Origin of the sequence: Spirillospora sp. NPDC047279 (assembly GCF_040643285.1) — a bacterium.
GTDB lineage: Bacteria > Actinomycetota > Actinomycetes > Streptosporangiales > Streptosporangiaceae > Spirillospora.
On sequence record NZ_JBEYUA010000004.1, the window covers coordinates 333,578 to 349,984 of the forward strand.

The following is a 16,407-nucleotide window of genomic DNA, read 5'->3' on the forward strand; positions in this document are numbered from 1 at the left end:
TGCAGCTGCGCGACCGGAAGGCCTGGGAGCCGCCGGTCGCCGCGGGTACGGCCGGGTCACGATCGCCAACTCCGACTCGCAGAACCGCGCGTACGCCGACGCCGCCGTGGACGCCGCCTGGCGCGCCGTCCAGGAACTGAACGCCTAGGACCGTTCCCAGCGCACGGAGCTGAGTGCCAGCAGGGCGACGTGCAGCGAGACGCACGACTCGACGTCGTCGAGGTCGGCGTCCAGGACCCGCTCGATGCGGCGCAGGCGTTCGTAGAACGCGGGCCGCGACAGGTGCGCCTGCTGGGCGGCGACCGCCTTGTTGCGGCCCGCGTCGAGGTAGAGCTCCAGGATGCGGGTGAGGTCGGCGCCGCGCTGCGCGTCGTACTCCAGCAGCGGGCCGAGCTCGCGTTCGACGAACGTCTGCAGCCGGGCGTCGTCGCGCATCAGGTGCAGCAGGCCGCGCAGCCGCAGGTCGGGCAGCCGGTAGAAGAGGCGGCCGCCGGAGCTGCGGCACGCCACGTCGGCGACCTGCTCGGCCTCCAGGAACGAGCGCCGCACGTCGCGGATCGACTCGACGACCGAGCCGGTGGCCATCACGGTGCCGTCGCCGGACTGCTTGCGGATGCGGGTGGCGACCTCGGCGAGCGCGGTCTCCACGTCGGCGCGCGCCGGGAGCGAGGCGAGGACGCCCACGCGGGCGTGCGGCCCGGTCTCGTCGAGCACGCCGACGAGCGCGGCGAGCCGCGCGTCCTTGCAGGCGGTGGCCGCGGTCTCGGCCAGCTCGCCCAGCTCGCCCGGCGGCACCATGGCCGGACGGCCCGGCGGCGCCGCGGCGGGCCCGCCCGGCGAGGTGCGCGGGCGCAGCACGACGCCGAGCAGCCGGCGGCCGGACAGCGGGACGCCGAGCGCGCGGGCGCGCGCCGCCGCCTCCTGCGGATCCGAGTACGAGTGCGCCAGGATCCGGCTGATGATCGTGCCGTGCGCCTGGCGTTCGACGCTCTCGGCGTGCCGGTCCAGCAGGCGGCCCAGCGCGAGCGTGGTGGCCGCGCGTTCGACCAGGACGGTCTCGCGCGGTGTCGGCGGATCGTCGCAGGTGATGATCAGGCGGCCCCAGTCCTCGCCGCGCGCGCCGACCATGGTCACCAGCCAGCCGGACGCCGCGTCGTAGCCGGTGCGCTGCTCGGGCCGGACCGCGCGCGACCGGGTCTCCCAGGCCGACAGCAGCTCGGCCGGGTCCCGGCCGCCGGCGTCGGCGGCCAGCACCTGGTGGGCGAGGTTCTCCAGGACGACCGGATGGCCGCCGAGCGCCGCCACCTGGCGGACGACCTCGTCGGTGGAGGCGCCCTCCACCGACAGCTGGGTGAAGATCTCGTGCAGCTGCTCCGAGGCCCGCAGCTCGGCCATCTGGTCCTGGAGGATGCGGGCGTGCACCGACTCGGTGATGTCGACGAACGCGGGCTCGTGGGCCAGCACGACCACCGGCAGGCCGTGCTCCTCGGCGGCGGCGACCAGGGCGGGCGGCAGCACGCTGGCGTACCGCCGGCCGAGCTCGACCATCAGGCCGCTGACGCCGACCTCGGCCAGCTCGGCGATGTAGGCGCGCAGCCTCTCCGGCTCGTCGGGCAGCGCGATGCCGGTCGTGAGCACCAGCTCGCCGCCGTGCAGCAGGTGGGCGATGTCGGTGACCTCGGCGACGTGCACCCAGCGCACCGGGTTGCCGAGCCGGTCGCCGCCCGCCACGACGTGCGGCTGCCCGCGGCGGACCGCGTCGAGCTGGAGCACGTCGGCGAGCGTGGGAAGCATCGACCGGATCATATCCCGGCATCTTGTCAACGGAATATGCCGAAGCCATTACATGATGTAAAAATCGGCATGGCTCCCGTCACACCGTCAATCCTGGGCATCCGGTCGTGACACTCTGGCGGCTAGCCCGGCGGGGACGCCATGGTGAGACTGGGGTGCATGCCGGACAACGAGAACCTCCTCCGGCGCCACCGGGCGGTCATGCCGGACTGGCTGGCGCTGAACTACGAGCACCCCATCGAGATCGTCGGCGGCAAGGGCAACCGGGTCACCGACGCCGAGGGCACCACCTACCTCGACTTCTTCGCGGGCATCCTCACCAACATGATCGGGTACGACGTGCCCGAGGTGCGCGAGGCGGTCGAACGCCAGCTGGCCACCGGTGTCGTGCACACCTCCACCGCCTACCTGCTGCGCGGCCAGGTCGACCTGGCCGAGAAGATCGCCCGGCTGTCCGGGATCGCGGACGCCAAGGTCTTCTTCACCAACTCCGGGACCGAGGCGAACGAGACCGCGCTGCTGCTCGCCGCGTACAGCCGCAGGAGCGACCAGATCCTGGCCATGCGGCAGGCCTACCACGGCCGCTCCTTCGGCACGATCGGCGTGACCGGCCACCGCGGCTGGAAGAACACCTCGTTCTCCCCGGTCAACGCCCACTTCCTGCACGGCGCCGACCGGCACCTCCCGCAGTTCGCCGGCCTCTCGGACGCCGACTACGTCAGGGTCTGCACCGAGGACCTGCGCCACGTCCTGGCCACCGCCACGGCCGGTGACGTCGCGGCGCTCATCGCCGAGCCGATCCAGGGCGTCGGCGGCTTCACGATGGCGCCGGACGGGCTGTTCGCCGCCTACAAGGAGGTGCTGGACGAGCAGGGCGCGTTCTTCATCTCCGACGAGGTCCAGACCGGCTGGGGGCGGACGGGGTCGAGCTTCTTCGGCATCGGAAACCACGGCGTGACCCCCGACATGCTGACGTTCGCCAAGGGCCTGGGGAACGGCTTCGCGGTCGGCGGCGTGGTCGCGCGCGGCGAGCTCATGGACGCCCTGCCCGCGGTCGGCCTCTCCACGTTCGGCGGCAACCCGATCTCGATGGCCGCCGCGAACGCCACCCTCGACTACGTGCTCGACCACGACCTCCAGGCGAACGCGGCCAAGCAGGGCGCGCTCATCATCGGCGGGCTCCGGAAGGCCGCCGCGCGGCTGCCGATCGTCAAGGACGTGCGCGGCAAGGGCCTGATGTTCGCCATCGAGCTCGCCGACGCCGGCCAGGCCGCCGCGTTCATGGAGGAGACCCGCGGACGGGGGCTGCTCGGCGGCAAGGGCGGCCTGTACGGCAATGTCATCCGCATGGCACCGCCGCTGACCCTGACCGACGCCGAGGCCGCCGAGGGCCTGGCCATCCTGACCGACGCGCTGGACGCGCTGAACTCCCAGCACCACGACGAGGCCGCCGCATCATGAACAGCAAGCACGTCACCCACTGGATCGACGGCAAGCCCTTCCACGGCGCGGCCGAGCGCCGGGGGGACCTCTACGAGCCGGCCACGGGGCGGCTCGGCGGCCACGTCGACTTCGCCGCGCGCGCCGAGATCGACGCCGCCGTCGCCGCCGCGAAGGCGGCCTTCCCCGGCTGGCGGGACACGTCGCTGGCCCAGCGCACGAAGATCCTCTTCCGCTTCCGGGAACTGCTGACCGGGCACCGCGACGAGCTGGCCCGGCTCATCTCGTCCGAGCACGGCAAGGTGGTGTCGGACGCGGCCGGCGAGGTGGCGCGCGGCCTGGAGGTCGTCGAGTTCGCGTGCGGCATCCCGCACCTGCTCAAGGGCGGGTTCTCGGAGAACGTGTCGTCGCGGGTCGACGCCTACTCGATCCTTCAGCCGCTCGGCGTCGTCGCCGGGATCACGCCGTTCAACTTCCCGGCCATGGTGCCGATGTGGATGTTCCCGGTGGCGATCGCCTGCGGCAACACCTTCGTCCTCAAGCCGTCCGAGAAGGACCCCTCGGCGTCCGTCCGGCTGGCCGAGCTGTGGGCCGAGGCGGGCCTGCCGGACGGCGTCTTCAACGTCCTGCACGGCGACAAGGCCGCGGTGGACGGGCTGCTGCACCACCCGGACGTCAAGGCCGTCAGCTTCGTCGGGTCCACCCCGATCGCCCGGTACATCTACGAGACGGCGGCCCGCAACGGCAAGCGCGTGCAGGCCCTCGGCGGCGCCAAGAACCACATGGTGGTCCTGCCCGACGCCGACCTCGACCTGGCCGCCGACGCCGCGGTCTCGGCCGGCTTCGGCTCGGCGGGGGAGCGCTGCATGGCCATCTCGGTCGTCGTCGCGGTCGACCCGGTCGGCGACGAGCTGCTCGCCAAGATCGGTGAACGCGTGGCGGGCCTCAAGGTCGGGCCGGGCGACGACCCCGAGTCCGAGATGGGCCCGCTGGTCACCCGCGCCCACCGCGACAAGGTCGCCTCCTACCTCGACAGCGGCGTCGCCCAGGGCGCGACCCTGGCCGTCGACGGCCGCGAGACGCCGGTGCTCGGCGGCCGGGGCGAGGGCTTCTGGCTCGGCCCGACCGTCCTCGACCACGTCACGCCCGAGATGGACGCCTACAAGGACGAGATCTTCGGGCCCGTTCTCTCGATCGTCCGGGCCGGCTCCTACGAGGAGGCCATGCGGATCCTGGACGCCAACCCGTACGGCAACGGCACGGCCATCTTCACCAACGACGGCGGCGCGGCCCGGCGCTTCCAGAACGAGGTCGAGGTGGGCATGGTCGGCATCAACGTCCCCATCCCGGTGCCGATGGCCTATTACTCCTTCGGCGGCTGGAAGGCCTCACTGTTCGGCGACAGCCACGCCCACGGCATGGAAGGCGTGCACTTCTACACGCGTACGAAGGCCGTCACCGCGCGCTGGCTGGATCCGTCCCACGGCGGTGTGAACCTGGGGTTCCCGACGAACGGCTGACACCCGGATGCATGGCGGGCAGGTGACTCTCACCGCCCGCCATGTGCCGTCCGTGTCGCCTTCCCGGATGGGACGAAGTTCACAAGATTGAACAAAATACATTGAAATGGCTTTCCTGTCCCATGTTTCGTCCGGCCGCCCCAGGCTGCGACGGGAGATCCTGTAAGCGATTGACGTTGCCGATGTGACGACTGTGAGATTGCTGCGGGTCACCGCTCGTCGCGCATCGTGAGAAGGTCCAGGTCGCCCGGCTCGGAATTTTCTGGCGGGCGCATGTTTTCGTCGTCAATTTTCGTCTTTCTGGCCCCGACAAATAATAGCTACAAGTATTGACTGGCCCTGTGACCGGCGACACAATCTGAACTGTCTCAATTAATTGGGGCAATTACAAAAAGGTCAGAGTCCGGAGTCAAGGCCATGGCTGACGATCACGCCGCTGAGGTGGACGCTCTCAGAAGGCGTTTTCCCGGCTGGACCATTTGGTTCGGCCTGTTCACCCGGCATTGGTGGGCGCTACCGCCGCGTGACTGCGACGTGGACGAGTTCGTCGAGGCCGAGACCCCGCAGTGGCTCATCGCACGCATCGAGGTGATCCAGCACGTCGAGACACCACAGCCGATGATCGAGACGATCCCCCGGCACGACTCCCGCCGGGACGCGCGACGTCCCTCGAATCTCCTCCGTCTCGAGGGCGTCACACCGTCGCCGTTCCGCCGGGTGCCGGTGGTCGCGTGGCCAGGCAGCACTGCAAGGTGATCCGCTGTTCCCCAACCTCGCCACGTCCACCGGTGCCGCCGCGGTCCCGGGAAGGGCAGTAGCCCGCGCCATATCCCTCTCCAGCAACCTCCGTATGTGGCGCGGACGCCAGCACCCGCTGCCCTCCCCGGCCGCGGCGGTATTTCTTCGCCCGCGACGCCTGTGATCCCTGGGTCCAAAATTGCCTGACTGCAATCACGGAAAACGCCGTCCGGTAATTACTGGCGAATAGGTGAGTTACTCGTGTGTTACCGGCTCGGCGGTATCCACGACTAAAACCTGCGTTCGGCTTGTCAGAAGCCCCCTCGCACAGCGATAAATGACACCCATGGCCGCCACCGGCCGTGGAACGCGCTACGCTGCGCCGACGAGACCGTTCCGCGAAGGGGACGCGGGAACGGCCAGGCGAACGGGAGCGACATGGGGCTGCGGGCCACCAGCACGGCCTCGGTGATCACGGCCGTTCTCGTCATGGCGCTGTCCGGCTGCAGCGCGGACGAGCCCGCCGAGACGAGCAACGTGGCCGTCAAGGTGGGGCAGAGCGAGGGCGCCCTCAACCTCGTGGCCCTCCCGGGCTACATCGAGAACGGCGGCAGCGACCCCCGCGTCGACTGGGTGGGACCGTTCGAGGAGCGCACCGGCTGCAAGGTCAGCTGGAGGACGCTCAAGAACGGGCGCGACATGGCCGACTTCGTCAAGAAGAACACCCGGTTCGACGGCGTCGCCGCGCCCCCCGAGGTCGCCGGCCAGCTCATCGCCGGCGGGCGGGCGGCCCCGATCAACGCCGACCTGGTGGACGGCTACACCAAGCTCGAGCCCCGCCTGCGCCAGCTCATGCGCAAGGACGGCACGGTCTACGGCGTCCCGTTCGTGTGGGGCTCCAACCAGCTGATCTACAACACCGGCTCGGTGCAGCCCGCCCCCACCTCGTGGGCCGCGCTGTACGACCCGGACGAGGCGAAGAGGTACTCGCAGAAGCTGGTCGTCCACGACTCCCCGCTGTCGATCGCCGAGGCCGCCCTCTACCTCAAGACCAAGGACCGCAAGCTCAAGATCACCGACCCGTACTCCCTCACCCGCAAGCAGCTCGACGCCGTCACCCGCGTCCTGACCAAGCAGCGCCCCCACGTGAAGGACTACTGGGACCAGCCCGCCGAATCGGTCAGCGCCCTCGCCGGCGGCGACGCGACCATGGGCGGCGTCTGGCCCTACCAGATCGACGTCCTGACCCGCGCCGGCAAGCCCCTCCAGGGCGCCGTCCCGTCGGAGGGCGTCACCGGCTGGGTGAACGCCTGGATGATCGGCAACCGGGTCGAGAACCCCAACTGCATGTACCAGTGGTTGCGCTGGACCGCCTCCACCGAGGTCCAGCAGCAGGTCGCCGACTGGAACGGCGTCGCCCCCGCCAGCCCGCACGCCTGCACCGCGGGCGGCCTCAGGCCCTCCCTCTGCGCCGCCAACCACGTGGGCGAACGCGAGTTCATCAACAAGGTGATCTTCGCCCACGTCCCCGCGAAGACCTGCGCCAGCACCGGCGGCGAAGCCGGCCGCCGCGACTGCACCGACTACGCCGAATGGACCCAGGCCTGGATCAAGGCCACCAAGTCCGTCAAGCGGTAAGGCCGCGCACGGCGTCACGCGGCGCGGCCGAGAAAGAAGCAAATCGAGAAAGAGGTAAATGAGGCGCGCCCAGCCGCCCCCAGCCGGGCGCGCCTCTCGTGGGTGGTCCCGGGCCTCCCCCCGAATGCCCGGGTCACCCCTCCTCCTGGAGAGATTCCATCGGCGCCGGTCTAGTCGACCGGCACCCCCGCCAGTGCCGGTGGAGAAACCGGTCGTCCGGCGTCCGTGGTGGACTCCTGGTGGCCACGAGGGACCGGCAGGGCGGGTGCGCAATCGGCGCACGCGAACACCCCTGGGCCGCTCGGCAGGCAACCGACGCGCACACGCGGGCGCGGCCACCTCTTGTGGCAGGCGACGCACGCGTCGCCGTCGCGCTGCGCGGCGCTCAGAGCGCCGGGATCGAACATCAGCTCGCCCGTACGGCCCATTGCTCACCCCCCGTGGCAGAGAGCCTCTTTCACGTACTTCCTTTATAGGAGGGGAAGTGTGTGGAAGCTGTTTTCGCAGGTCCAAGGCCGGGCAAAGTCTGCGCGTGTCGGCGCGGCAGTCAAGATCGATAACCGATAAGCGCAGGTCAGCGGGGTCATTGAGGCCGGAAGGCGGTGCCGGCTTTGCTCTGTGTTTGGGGCCCGGAGAATAGAAAGGAGTCATGGGCCTGCGGGGGGCCGGCGGACGGCCGGGCGCGTGGACGCCGCGCTCCATCCGGGCCCGGGTGACCATCGTGGCGATGGGGCTGGTGGGGTCGCTGCTGCTCGCGGTGGTGCTGGTCGCGGCGGTGGCGTTCAACCATCTGATCAAGGAGCACCTCGCCGGCACGGCGGCCCAGGCCGCGCGCGAGGTGGCGGTGCGGGCGACCACGGCACGGCTGCCCGACCCGATCCCAGCCGTGAACGGGGTGCTGCTGATCCAGGTGGTCGCGGACCCGACCGGCAGGGTCCTGGCGGCGAGCGCGCCGCTGGCGGGCAAGGCGCCGATGACCACGCTCAGGCCGGGGGAGAAGGACACCCGGGTGGACGGCCGGATCTGCCAGAACGGCGACCTGCTGACCGAGTGCGCCGTCGTGGTCGGCTATGACGTGATCACCGAGCCGTACGGCGACGTGATGGTCTACGCGGCCGTTCCGGAGCCGTGGATCCTGGACGACTTCCTCCTCGAGCTGACGATGGGCGCGGTGACCGCGCTCCTGCTGGGCCTGGTCGCGTTGGAGATCTGGCGGGCGGTCGGCCGGACGTTGCGGCCGGTGGCGCGGATCGAGGCGGAGATGGCCGAGATCACCGCGTCCGACCTGAGCCGGCGGATGCCGGTGCCGGACACCGGCGACGAGGTGGCCAGGCTGGCGCGCACGCTCAACGGCACGCTGGACCGCCTGGAACGGTCGGCGGAGCAGCAGCGCCAGTTCGTGTCGGACGCCTCGCACGAGCTGCGCACGCCGATCACCGGCCTGCGCACCCGGATCGAGGTCGCGCTGGCCGACCCGGCGGACACCGACCTGGTGGGGACGCTGAAGGACGCGCTGCGCGACGCCGAACGGCTGCACAACATCGTGGCGGACCTGCTCGCGCTGGCCCGGCTCGACTCCGGCGCCGACGGGGACCGGGAGGTCGTGGACCTGGGGGCGCTGGCCGCCGCCGAGGTGGAGCGGCGGGAGCCGCGGGTGCCGGTCGCCACCCGGCTCCGGCCGGGCGTGCTGGTCGAGGGCAACCGGCTCCAGCTGGCGCGCGCACTGGTCAACCTGCTGGCCAACGCCGACCGGCACGCCGCGGCGTCGGTGGAGGTGTCGGTGCGGGCGGACGGCGATGAGGCCGTGCTGGAGGTGCGCGACGACGGTCCCGGCATCCCTCCGGAGGAGCGCGAGCGGGTCTTCGAACGGTTCACCCGCCTGGACGCCGCCCGCGACCGCGACGCCGGCGGCACCGGGCTCGGCCTGCCGATCGCGCGGGACATCGTCACCGCGCACGGTGGCCGGCTGTTCGTCGGGGACCGTGCGGGCGGCGCGCTCGGCGGCGCCCGCCTGATCGCCCGGCTGCCGCTGCGCGCCCCGTCGGACGGCGACGCCGCCGGCACCGCCCCGGAGGGCGGCGACGGCGGCGGTGGCGCCGGGACGGCCGGTGGCCGCGGCGGCGTCAGGACGAGCGGCGGCCGCGGCCGGCGGCGAGGATCCCGATGAGGACGCCGGCGCCGCCCGCGACGAGCAGCGCGACCCACATCGGCGAGGTCACCGAGACGACCAGGAAGTGCACGCGCGCGCTCTGCCGGTTCTGGAAGACGAAGACCAGCGCCAGGACCACCAGGGCGGCCGCGACGATCGTCCGCGGGGACGCCCTGGTGAGCACGCCGCTCTTCTCCCGGCGCCGGTCGGTCATGTGGTGACCGATCGGGCGGTCCGCACGGCCTCGCGCAGGTGCTCCTCCTGCTCGGCGGTCAGCGAGGTCTTGATCAGCTGCCCGCCGAACTGCGCGAGCTCGGGCACGGCCTTGTCCGGGGTCGCCTTCTCCACCAGCATGAACACGGCGGCGGCGCCCGGCTTGAGGCCCTCGCCCAGGTCCTTCATGAAGTCGTCGTCCACGCCGATGTCGGTGGCGGAGCCGACGGCCGCGCCGGTCGCGCCGCCGATGGCCATGCCGAGCAGCGGCATGAAGAAGATCAGCCCGATGAGGCCGCCCCACAGCGCGCCGCCCATGGCGCCGCCCGCGACCATGTTCCGGGCCTGGTGCAGCTTGATCTTGCCGTCCTGCTTGCGCTCCACGACGACGATGTCCGACAGCTCGAGGATGTGCTCCTTCTGGAGCTCCATCGCGCGCTGGCGGACCTTCTCGGCGGTCGGCACGTCGTTGTAGGCGATGGCGATGAGGTCGCTCATGACTGGTCCCCCTGTGAGCTCTGCGGTGCCTTCACGGCCGGCTCGGCGAGGCGCGTCCGGAGGCGCGTCCGGAGGGGCGCCCGCGCGAAGGCCGTGGCGGTAGTCCTCCCCGGGGGCCGGGAACGGGTTGTCCAGCAAGGGGTAAAGACCTGTCGATGACGGGCGGTATCAGCTGCTCTGGGCGCGCTGGTAGATACGTCGCACGGCCTCGCCGAACCGCGGCCCGTACATCGTCCGCTGGTCGTCGGCGAACTTGAAGCTGCTGACCGAGGTCACCACGCCGGTCCCGGCCGCCGGGTCGAAGCCGGTCAGCCATGGCCCGCCGCTGGATCCCTTGGTCAGGTCGCAGCGCAGCCCCTGCCCGGTGGTCTCGTCCCGCGGGTCGCGGGCGGGCCGCCCGTCGCAGTACGCCAGGCGCTCGCCGCCGTACCCGCCCGCCGACGGGTAGCCGAACGCGTGCGTGCGCCGTCCCCCGGGGCCGCCGAACGCGATGCGCTGACCGCCGACGAGGTCGACGACGTGCCGCCCGTCCGAGGGCGCCACCGCGACCATCGCCACGTCGTAGTCGCCGTCGCCGGCCTGCGACCACGGGTCGGGGGTGAACATCCGCCGCGCCGTGAACCCGCCGTACGGCCCGCCGCCGTCGCGGTAGCCGGGAACGAAGATCCAGTTCTCCGCCCAGGCGCCGCGCCCCGCCTTGACGCAGTGGCCGGCGGTGACCACCACGTCCTTGTTGGCGCTGCGCACCGTGCTCGCCGAGCAGAGGAAGTCCCGGCCGCCGATGCTGAAGAAGACCTTGCCGGTGGTGCGGGCCACCAGCCCGCCGCCGGTCCAGAGCGCGCCGGTGCCGGCGGCCCCGCGCTCGGTCGCCGTCATGCGCCCGGGCGTCCAGTAGAGCCGGACGCGGCGATCGAGGTCGGCGTCGAACGGGACGTCGTGGGTCACCACCCGGACGACCTGGTCGGCGGTGGACCAGCCGGCGCCGGCGGCCGAGCCGGGCGACACGGCGGCGGCCGCGACCACGGCGGGGACGAGCAGCAACCCGAACGGGCGAGGGGCCATGCCCGGCAGTGTCCAGCACACGCCGCTTTCGGGCGGCTACTTCGCGTGAAAATGGTCTGGCCGGGCCACGCGTGTCACTCCGCGTGGCCCGGCCAGCGGCCGTTCAGGCCGTCGTCGGCTCGGCCGGGTCAGCTCGACTGGGCCTGGTTGTAGAGGTTCTGCGCGTCAGTGCCGAAGTACGGGCCGAACATGTAGGCGTTGAGGAACGGCAGGTTGTACTTGTAGCTGTTGACCGAGTTCTGGATCCCGGTGCCGGTGGCCTCGTTGAAGCTCCTGAACCAGGGGCCGCCGCTCGAACCGCCGGTCATGTTGCAGCGCAGGCCGATGGTGGTCTGGCCGAGGAAGTCGTTGATGGTCGTGCCGCTGCAGTAGATGAGCTTGGAACCGTCGTACGGCGCGGCGGCGGGGTAGCCGAACGAGTACATCGCGACCCCGCGGGTCTGGTTGAACGCGACGCCCTGCCCGCCGACGACGTCGACGAGGTTCTGCCCGTTCAGCGGGTTGACGACGGCGGCGCCGACGTCGTAGTTGAGGTCTTCGCCGGCCGTCCACTGCGGCGTGGCGAGGGTCCTGGCCGCGGTCCACGTCCCGTACGGGCGGTCGCCGTCGTCGTAGCCCGGCACGAACACCCAGTCGGTGTGCCAGGCGCCGTCGAGCTTCACGCAGTGCCCCGCGGTGATGACGGTGCTCTTGTTGGTGCTGGTCACCGCGTCGCCGGAGCAGGAGGCCGTGCGGCCCTGGTAGGTGAAGAACACCCGGCCGGCGGTCTTGACGACCGCGCCGCCGCCGGTCCACTGGGCGCCGCCGTTCGGGATGGACATCGTGGAGACGGGCGGGAGCACCTTGGCCAGACCCTGCCGGACGGCCTTGAGCGTGGTGTTCTTCGGCTTGTAGAGCTTGGTCATCGGAGTGGCGGACCGCATGCGCTGCGCGGTCCAGAACCGCAGCACGCGCTGCTGGTCGGCGGCCGCGGTGGCCTGCGCGCGCGCCACCGGGCCGGGGGAGGGCGGAGCGGCGGGAGCGGCGGCGTGCGCGGGGGCGGCGAGCAGTGGCGTCACGAGCGCGGCGCTGCCGGCCACGGCGAACGCCAGGGAGCGGAGAGGGGTCGTGCGCTTCATAGGGTCTCCGATGTGTCGAGGGGATGGAGACGGTGACCGGACGGTACTTTCGGCGCGATTGACCCGGCTAGTGGCAGAAATGAACAAACAGTGTGAGAAAGATTCGCATCTCTCTCCGTTCCCGCATGTGAGCACAGCGTCGCGGTCCGCCCGCCGACGGGCCGGAGAGGAGATGGCCGACAATGGACCCGTGATGCGCTCCTCAGACGTGGTCGTGCTCGGCTCGACCGGCTCCATCGGCACCCAGGCCCTCGACGTGATCCGCCGCAACCCGGACCGGTTCCGGGTGACCGGGCTGGCGGCCGGCGGCGGGCGGGTCGACCTGCTCGCCGCCCAGGCGCTGGAGTTCGCGCCCGAGGTCGTGGCGGTGGCGAAGGCGTCCGCCGCCCAGGACCTCCAGCTGGCCTTCTACGCCGAGGCGCAACGCCGCGGCTACTCGTCCGGCGACCATTCGATCCCCAAGATCCTCGCCGGTCCGGAGGCGGTGGCCGAGGTCGCCGGATGGAAGTGCGACGTGGTCCTCAACGGGGTGACCGGCGCCCTCGGCCTGGCCTCGACGCTGGCCGCGCTCGACGCCGGGCGCACGCTGGCGCTGGCCAACAAGGAGTCGCTCATCGTCGGCGGCCCGCTGGTCAAGGAACGGGCCCGGCCCGGCCAGATCGTGCCGGTCGACTCCGAGCACTCGGCGCTGGCCCAGTGCCTCCTGGGCGGCACGGCCGGGGAGGTGCGGCGGCTGGTGCTGACCGCCAGCGGCGGGCCGTTCCGCGGCCGGAGCCGGGCCGAGCTCGCCGACGTGACCCCCGAGCAGGCCATGAAGCACCCCACCTGGGACATGGGCCCGGTCATCACGATCAATTCGGCGACCCTGGTCAACAAGGGCCTGGAGGTCATCGAGGCGCACCTGCTCTTCGACGTGCCGATGGACCGCATCGCGGTGATGGTGCACCCGCAGTCGGTCATCCACTCCATGGTCGAGTTCGTGGACGGCTCGACGCTCGCCCAGGCCAGCCCGCCCGACATGCGGCTGCCGATCGCGCTCGGCCTGACCTGGCCGGAGCGGGTCGCCGACGCCTCGCCCGCCGTCGACTGGACCAGGGCGCACACCTGGGAGCTGTTCCCGCTCGACGACGAGGCGTTCCCCGCGGTGGCGCTGGCCCGCCGCGCCGGCGAGACGGGCGGCACGGCGCCCGCCGTCTACAACGCCGCCAACGAGGAGTGCGTCGAGGCCTTCCGCGCCGGACGCCTGCCGTTCCCCGGGATAGTCGACACCATCGCGCGGGTAGTGGAGGAACACGTCGTGCCCCAGGGCGAGCTGACCCTGGACGACGTCCTCGCGGCCGACGCGTGGGCGCGGGAGCGGGCACGGCACCTGACCGGGCTCGACTGACCGCCGGGGGAACGTCCTCCGGCTAGGAGGACGGATGGCCTTTCTCCTGGGCGCCGTGGCGTTCGTCGTCGCGCTGCTGGCGTCGGTGATGCTGCACGAGGCCGGTCACCTGCTGCCCGCCAAGCGGTTCGGGATGAAGGCCTCGCAGTACTTCGTGGGCTTCGGCCCGACGTTGTGGTCGTTCCGGCGCGGCGAGACCGAGTACGGGGTCAAGGGCATCCCGCTCGGCGGATTCGTCCGGATCGTGGGCTACACGCCGATGGAGGAGGTCGACCCGGCCGACGAGCCGCGCGCGTTCTACCGGCAGAAGGCCTCCCGCCGCGCGACCGTGATCTGCGGCGGCGTCGTGATGAACTTCGCCTTCGCGTTCGTGCTGCTCATGGTGATGGCCATGACGATCGGCGTGCGCGAGGCGGGCACGGTCAGCACCAAGGTCAGCGAGTGCGTCCCGGCGAGCATGACCGAGCCGTCGTGCGAGGCCGGCCGCCCGCCGTCGCCGGCCGCCGCGGCGGGACTGCTCGCGGGCGACCGCGTGGTGGTGTTCAACGGGCGGGACGTCGGCGACTGGGCGCAGCTGCGGTCCGCGATCGACGCGGCCAGACCCGGACAGGCCGTCGCCGTGGTGGTCGAGCGCGACGGGCGGCGGCTGACCCTGCGGCCGACGCTGGCCTCGGTGGGCGGCGAGCCGTTCCTCGGCATGCAGGCCGGTGTCGTCGGCGCCGGCTACGACCGGGCCGGCCCGGTCGACGCGGCGGCGTTCGCGGCCCGCGCCATCGGCCAGACGCTCAAGGGCATCGGGCAGACGCTCGCCGACCTGCCCTCGGCGGTCCCCAAGCTGTTCTCGCCGGAGCGCGCCAGCACGCCGGGCGGCCAGGTCGGCAGCGTGGTGGGCGCGACCGACGTGTCGGGACAGATCTTCTCGTCCGACAACACGGCGCGCGACAAGGCCGCGCTCTTTCTGTCACTGGTCGTCTCGGTGAACATCTTCCTCGGGGCGCTGAACGTGCTGCCCCTGCTGCCGCTGGACGGCGGGCATCTGGCGGTCCTGGGGTACGAGCGGCTGCGGGCCTGGTGGGCGCGCCGCCGCGGCCGCCCCGATCCGGGGCTGGTCGACATGACCCGGCTGCTCCCGGTCACCTACCTGGCCGTGATCCTGCTCGTCGGGCTCGGGGTGCTGCTGATCCTGGCCGACCTGATCAATCCACTGCGGTTGCCGCAGTGACGCGAGGGGTTCCCGCAAACGCCATTTCGCCGTGACTCTGCGTGGTCATATGGTCACGCGATTTGTCCTGCCTCGACGTCATGGCATGCACGATGGGCGCCTAGGCTAGGGGAGGCGGACGACCGCATGGTGCGAGGAACGTCCGGCTCCCCCTCTGCGGGGGCCTGGGGGAGGCCCCGGGCAAGCAGGCGGCGAGCGACAGGGAGAGGGATGAGCGTTTCACTCGGAATTCCGGTGGTCCGTGGCGAGGGCGACGGGCAGGGGGCGCCCCGTCAGGTCGCGCCGCGCCGCAGGTCCCGGCAGATCATGGTCGGCGACGTGCCGGTCGGCGGCGACGCCCCGGTGTCGGTGCAGTCCATGACCACCACGCTGACCGCCGACGTGAACTCCACGCTCCAGCAGATCGCGGAGCTGGCGACGTCGGGCTGCCAGATCGTCCGGGTCGCGTGCCCTTCGCAGGACGACGCGGACGCGCTGCCGGCGATCGCGCGCAAGTCGCCGATCCCGGTGATCGCCGACATCCACTTCCAGCCCAAGTACGTGTTCGCCGCGATCGAGGCGGGCTGCGCGGCGGTCCGGGTCAACCCGGGCAACATCAAGAAGTTCGACGACAAGGTCGGCGAGATCGCCAGGGCGGCCAAGGACGCCGGCGTGCCGATCCGCATCGGCGTCAACGCCGGGTCGCTCGACAAGCGGCTGCTGGAGAAGTACGGCAAGGCCACGCCTGAGGCGATGGTCGAGTCGGCGTTGTGGGAGTGCTCGCTGTTCGAGGAGCACGACTTCCGCGACATCAAGATCTCGGTCAAGCACAACGACCCGGTCGTGATGATCGAGGCCTACCGGCAGCTGGCCGCCGCGTGCGACTACCCGCTTCACCTGGGCGTCACCGAGGCCGGGCCGGCCTTCCAGGGCACGATCAAGTCCTCGGTCGCGTTCGGCGCGCTGCTCTCGCAGGGCATCGGCGACACGATCCGGGTGTCGCTGTCGGCGCCGCCGGTCGAGGAGGTCAAGGTCGGCGCGCAGATCCTGGAGTCGCTCGGGCTGCGCCAGCGCGGCCTGGAGATCGTCTCCTGCCCGTCCTGCGGCCGTGCCCAGGTGGACGTCTACACGCTCGCCGAGCAGGTCACCGCCGGGCTCAAGGACTTCCCGCTGCCGCTGCGGGTGGCGGTCATGGGCTGCGTCGTCAACGGCCCGGGCGAGGCCCGCGAGGCCGACCTCGGCGTCGCCTCCGGCAACGGCAAGGGCCAGATCTTCGTCAAGGGCGAGGTCATCAAGACCGTGCCCGAGGCGCAGATCGTCGAGACCCTGATCGAGGAGGCGATGCGCATCGCCGAGAGCATGGGTTACGAGATCACCGAAGACGGCACGGTCATCGCCGCCGACGGCACCGTGGTCGGCGCGGACGGCTCCGCGGGCGGCCCGGGCGCCGAGGTCGTCGTGAGCTGACCGGACGTCCGTCCGTCCAGGACCCCGGGGCCGGTGCCCCGGGGTTCTTTGTTTTCGTGGCGTTTGAACGGAATGTCACGATTGTGCAACCACTCCGCTCACCCCTCTTGTCATTCATGCCCCGATCGTCAGGATTTCCTGCGTTATGCCGCAAGCCGGGCTCAGCGACGAGCCCGCGCGGA

General features: G+C 71.5%; 13 protein-coding genes. 8 read left to right on the top strand and 5 right to left on the bottom strand.

Going from position 1 to position 16,407, the window contains the following annotated elements:
- Positions 1 to 144 precede the first annotated feature (144 nt).
- Positions 145 to 1,794: a PucR family transcriptional regulator ligand-binding domain-containing protein gene (locus ABZ810_RS12150; protein WP_358402379.1), complete on the bottom strand. Its 1,650-nt coding sequence runs from the start codon at positions 1,792 to 1,794 to the stop codon at positions 145 to 147.
- A gap of 159 nt (positions 1,795 to 1,953) precedes the next feature.
- Here ABZ810_RS12150 and ABZ810_RS12155 point away from each other — a divergent pair, with 159 nt between their 5' ends.
- From ABZ810_RS12155 to ABZ810_RS12175, 5 genes are all read left to right on the top strand, one after another.
- Positions 1,954 to 3,255 (top strand): aminotransferase class III-fold pyridoxal phosphate-dependent enzyme, encoded by a 1,302-nt coding sequence (locus ABZ810_RS12155; protein ID WP_358402381.1) that lies wholly within the window; start codon positions 1,954 to 1,956, stop codon positions 3,253 to 3,255.
- A complete protein-coding gene (locus ABZ810_RS12160) occupies positions 3,252 to 4,754 on the top strand; it encodes a CoA-acylating methylmalonate-semialdehyde dehydrogenase (RefSeq protein ID WP_358402383.1) in 1,503 nt (500 codons plus the stop codon). Before ABZ810_RS12155 ends, ABZ810_RS12160 begins: the two co-directional genes overlap by 4 nt.
- 417 nt (positions 4,755 to 5,171) lie before the next feature.
- Positions 5,172 to 5,510, top strand: a complete 339-nt coding sequence (locus ABZ810_RS12165; RefSeq protein ID WP_358402385.1) for a hypothetical protein — start codon at positions 5,172 to 5,174, stop codon at positions 5,508 to 5,510.
- A 420-nt stretch (positions 5,511 to 5,930) separates the two neighbouring features.
- Positions 5,931 to 7,130 (top strand): extracellular solute-binding protein, encoded by a 1,200-nt coding sequence (locus ABZ810_RS12170; RefSeq protein WP_358402386.1) that lies wholly within the window; start codon positions 5,931 to 5,933, stop codon positions 7,128 to 7,130.
- 649 nt (positions 7,131 to 7,779) lie between these two features.
- Positions 7,780 to 9,297: an ATP-binding protein gene (locus ABZ810_RS12175; RefSeq protein ID WP_358402388.1), complete on the top strand. Its 1,518-nt coding sequence runs from the start codon at positions 7,780 to 7,782 to the stop codon at positions 9,295 to 9,297.
- On the opposite strand, the gene ABZ810_RS12180 is transcribed toward ABZ810_RS12175, so the two are convergent.
- The 4 genes from ABZ810_RS12180 to ABZ810_RS12195 form a co-directional block, all read right to left on the bottom strand.
- The gene (locus tag ABZ810_RS12180; RefSeq protein ID WP_358402390.1) at positions 9,254 to 9,493 is read right to left on the bottom strand and encodes a LapA family protein; all 240 of its coding nucleotides are present in this window, start codon (positions 9,491 to 9,493) and stop codon (positions 9,254 to 9,256) included. The genes ABZ810_RS12175 and ABZ810_RS12180 overlap by 44 nt on opposite strands.
- Positions 9,490 to 9,990, bottom strand: coding sequence for a DUF1269 domain-containing protein (locus ABZ810_RS12185; RefSeq protein ID WP_358402392.1), 501 nt, complete (start codon positions 9,988 to 9,990; stop codon positions 9,490 to 9,492). Before ABZ810_RS12185 ends, ABZ810_RS12180 begins: the two co-directional genes overlap by 4 nt.
- A gap of 168 nt (positions 9,991 to 10,158) precedes the next feature.
- Complete coding sequence (locus ABZ810_RS12190) at positions 10,159 to 11,052, bottom strand: hypothetical protein (RefSeq protein WP_358402394.1); 894 nt, start codon at positions 11,050 to 11,052, stop codon at positions 10,159 to 10,161.
- A 128-nt stretch (positions 11,053 to 11,180) separates the two neighbouring features.
- Positions 11,181 to 12,170: a peptidase gene (locus tag ABZ810_RS12195; RefSeq protein WP_358402396.1), complete on the bottom strand. Its 990-nt coding sequence runs from the start codon at positions 12,168 to 12,170 to the stop codon at positions 11,181 to 11,183.
- Positions 12,171 to 12,363: 193 nt separating this feature from the next.
- On the opposite strand from ABZ810_RS12195, the gene dxr reads away from it, so the two are divergent.
- From dxr to ispG, 3 genes are all read left to right on the top strand, one after another.
- Positions 12,364 to 13,557: a 1-deoxy-D-xylulose-5-phosphate reductoisomerase gene (gene dxr / locus ABZ810_RS12200; protein ID WP_358402856.1), complete on the top strand. Its 1,194-nt coding sequence runs from the start codon at positions 12,364 to 12,366 to the stop codon at positions 13,555 to 13,557.
- 34 nt (positions 13,558 to 13,591) lie between these two features.
- The gene (locus ABZ810_RS12205) at positions 13,592 to 14,779 is read left to right on the top strand and encodes a site-2 protease family protein (protein ID WP_358402398.1); all 1,188 of its coding nucleotides are present in this window, start codon (positions 13,592 to 13,594) and stop codon (positions 14,777 to 14,779) included.
- A 210-nt stretch (positions 14,780 to 14,989) separates the two neighbouring features.
- A complete protein-coding gene (gene ispG / locus ABZ810_RS12210) occupies positions 14,990 to 16,225 on the top strand; it encodes a flavodoxin-dependent (E)-4-hydroxy-3-methylbut-2-enyl-diphosphate synthase (RefSeq protein WP_358402400.1) in 1,236 nt (411 codons plus the stop codon).
- Positions 16,226 to 16,407: the final 182 nt, after the last annotated feature.

Excerpts from the sequence above, each read along its gene's own strand:
- ispG (WP_358402400.1), top strand. The coding sequence starts at position 14,990 with ATGAGCGTTTCACTCGGAATTCCGGTGGTCCGTGGCGAGGGCGACGGG.
- dxr (WP_358402856.1), top strand. The coding sequence starts at position 12,364 with ATGCGCTCCTCAGACGTGGTCGTGCTCGGCTCGACCGGCTCCATCGGC.
- ABZ810_RS12155 (WP_358402381.1), top strand. The coding sequence starts at position 1,954 with ATGCCGGACAACGAGAACCTCCTCCGGCGCCACCGGGCGGTCATGCCG.
- ABZ810_RS12205 (WP_358402398.1), top strand. The coding sequence starts at position 13,592 with ATGGCCTTTCTCCTGGGCGCCGTGGCGTTCGTCGTCGCGCTGCTGGCG.
- ABZ810_RS12180 (WP_358402390.1), bottom strand. The coding sequence starts at position 9,493 with ATGACCGACCGGCGCCGGGAGAAGAGCGGCGTGCTCACCAGGGCGTCC.
- ABZ810_RS12160 (WP_358402383.1), top strand. The coding sequence starts at position 3,252 with ATGAACAGCAAGCACGTCACCCACTGGATCGACGGCAAGCCCTTCCAC.
- ABZ810_RS12165 (WP_358402385.1), top strand. The coding sequence starts at position 5,172 with ATGGCTGACGATCACGCCGCTGAGGTGGACGCTCTCAGAAGGCGTTTT.
- ABZ810_RS12190 (WP_358402394.1), bottom strand. The coding sequence starts at position 11,052 with ATGGCCCCTCGCCCGTTCGGGTTGCTGCTCGTCCCCGCCGTGGTCGCG.
- ABZ810_RS12195 (WP_358402396.1), bottom strand. The coding sequence starts at position 12,170 with ATGAAGCGCACGACCCCTCTCCGCTCCCTGGCGTTCGCCGTGGCCGGC.
- ABZ810_RS12170 (WP_358402386.1), top strand. The coding sequence starts at position 5,931 with ATGGGGCTGCGGGCCACCAGCACGGCCTCGGTGATCACGGCCGTTCTC.
- ABZ810_RS12150 (WP_358402379.1), bottom strand. The coding sequence starts at position 1,794 with ATGCTTCCCACGCTCGCCGACGTGCTCCAGCTCGACGCGGTCCGCCGC.
- ABZ810_RS12185 (WP_358402392.1), bottom strand. The coding sequence starts at position 9,990 with ATGAGCGACCTCATCGCCATCGCCTACAACGACGTGCCGACCGCCGAG.
- ABZ810_RS12175 (WP_358402388.1), top strand. The coding sequence starts at position 7,780 with ATGGGCCTGCGGGGGGCCGGCGGACGGCCGGGCGCGTGGACGCCGCGC.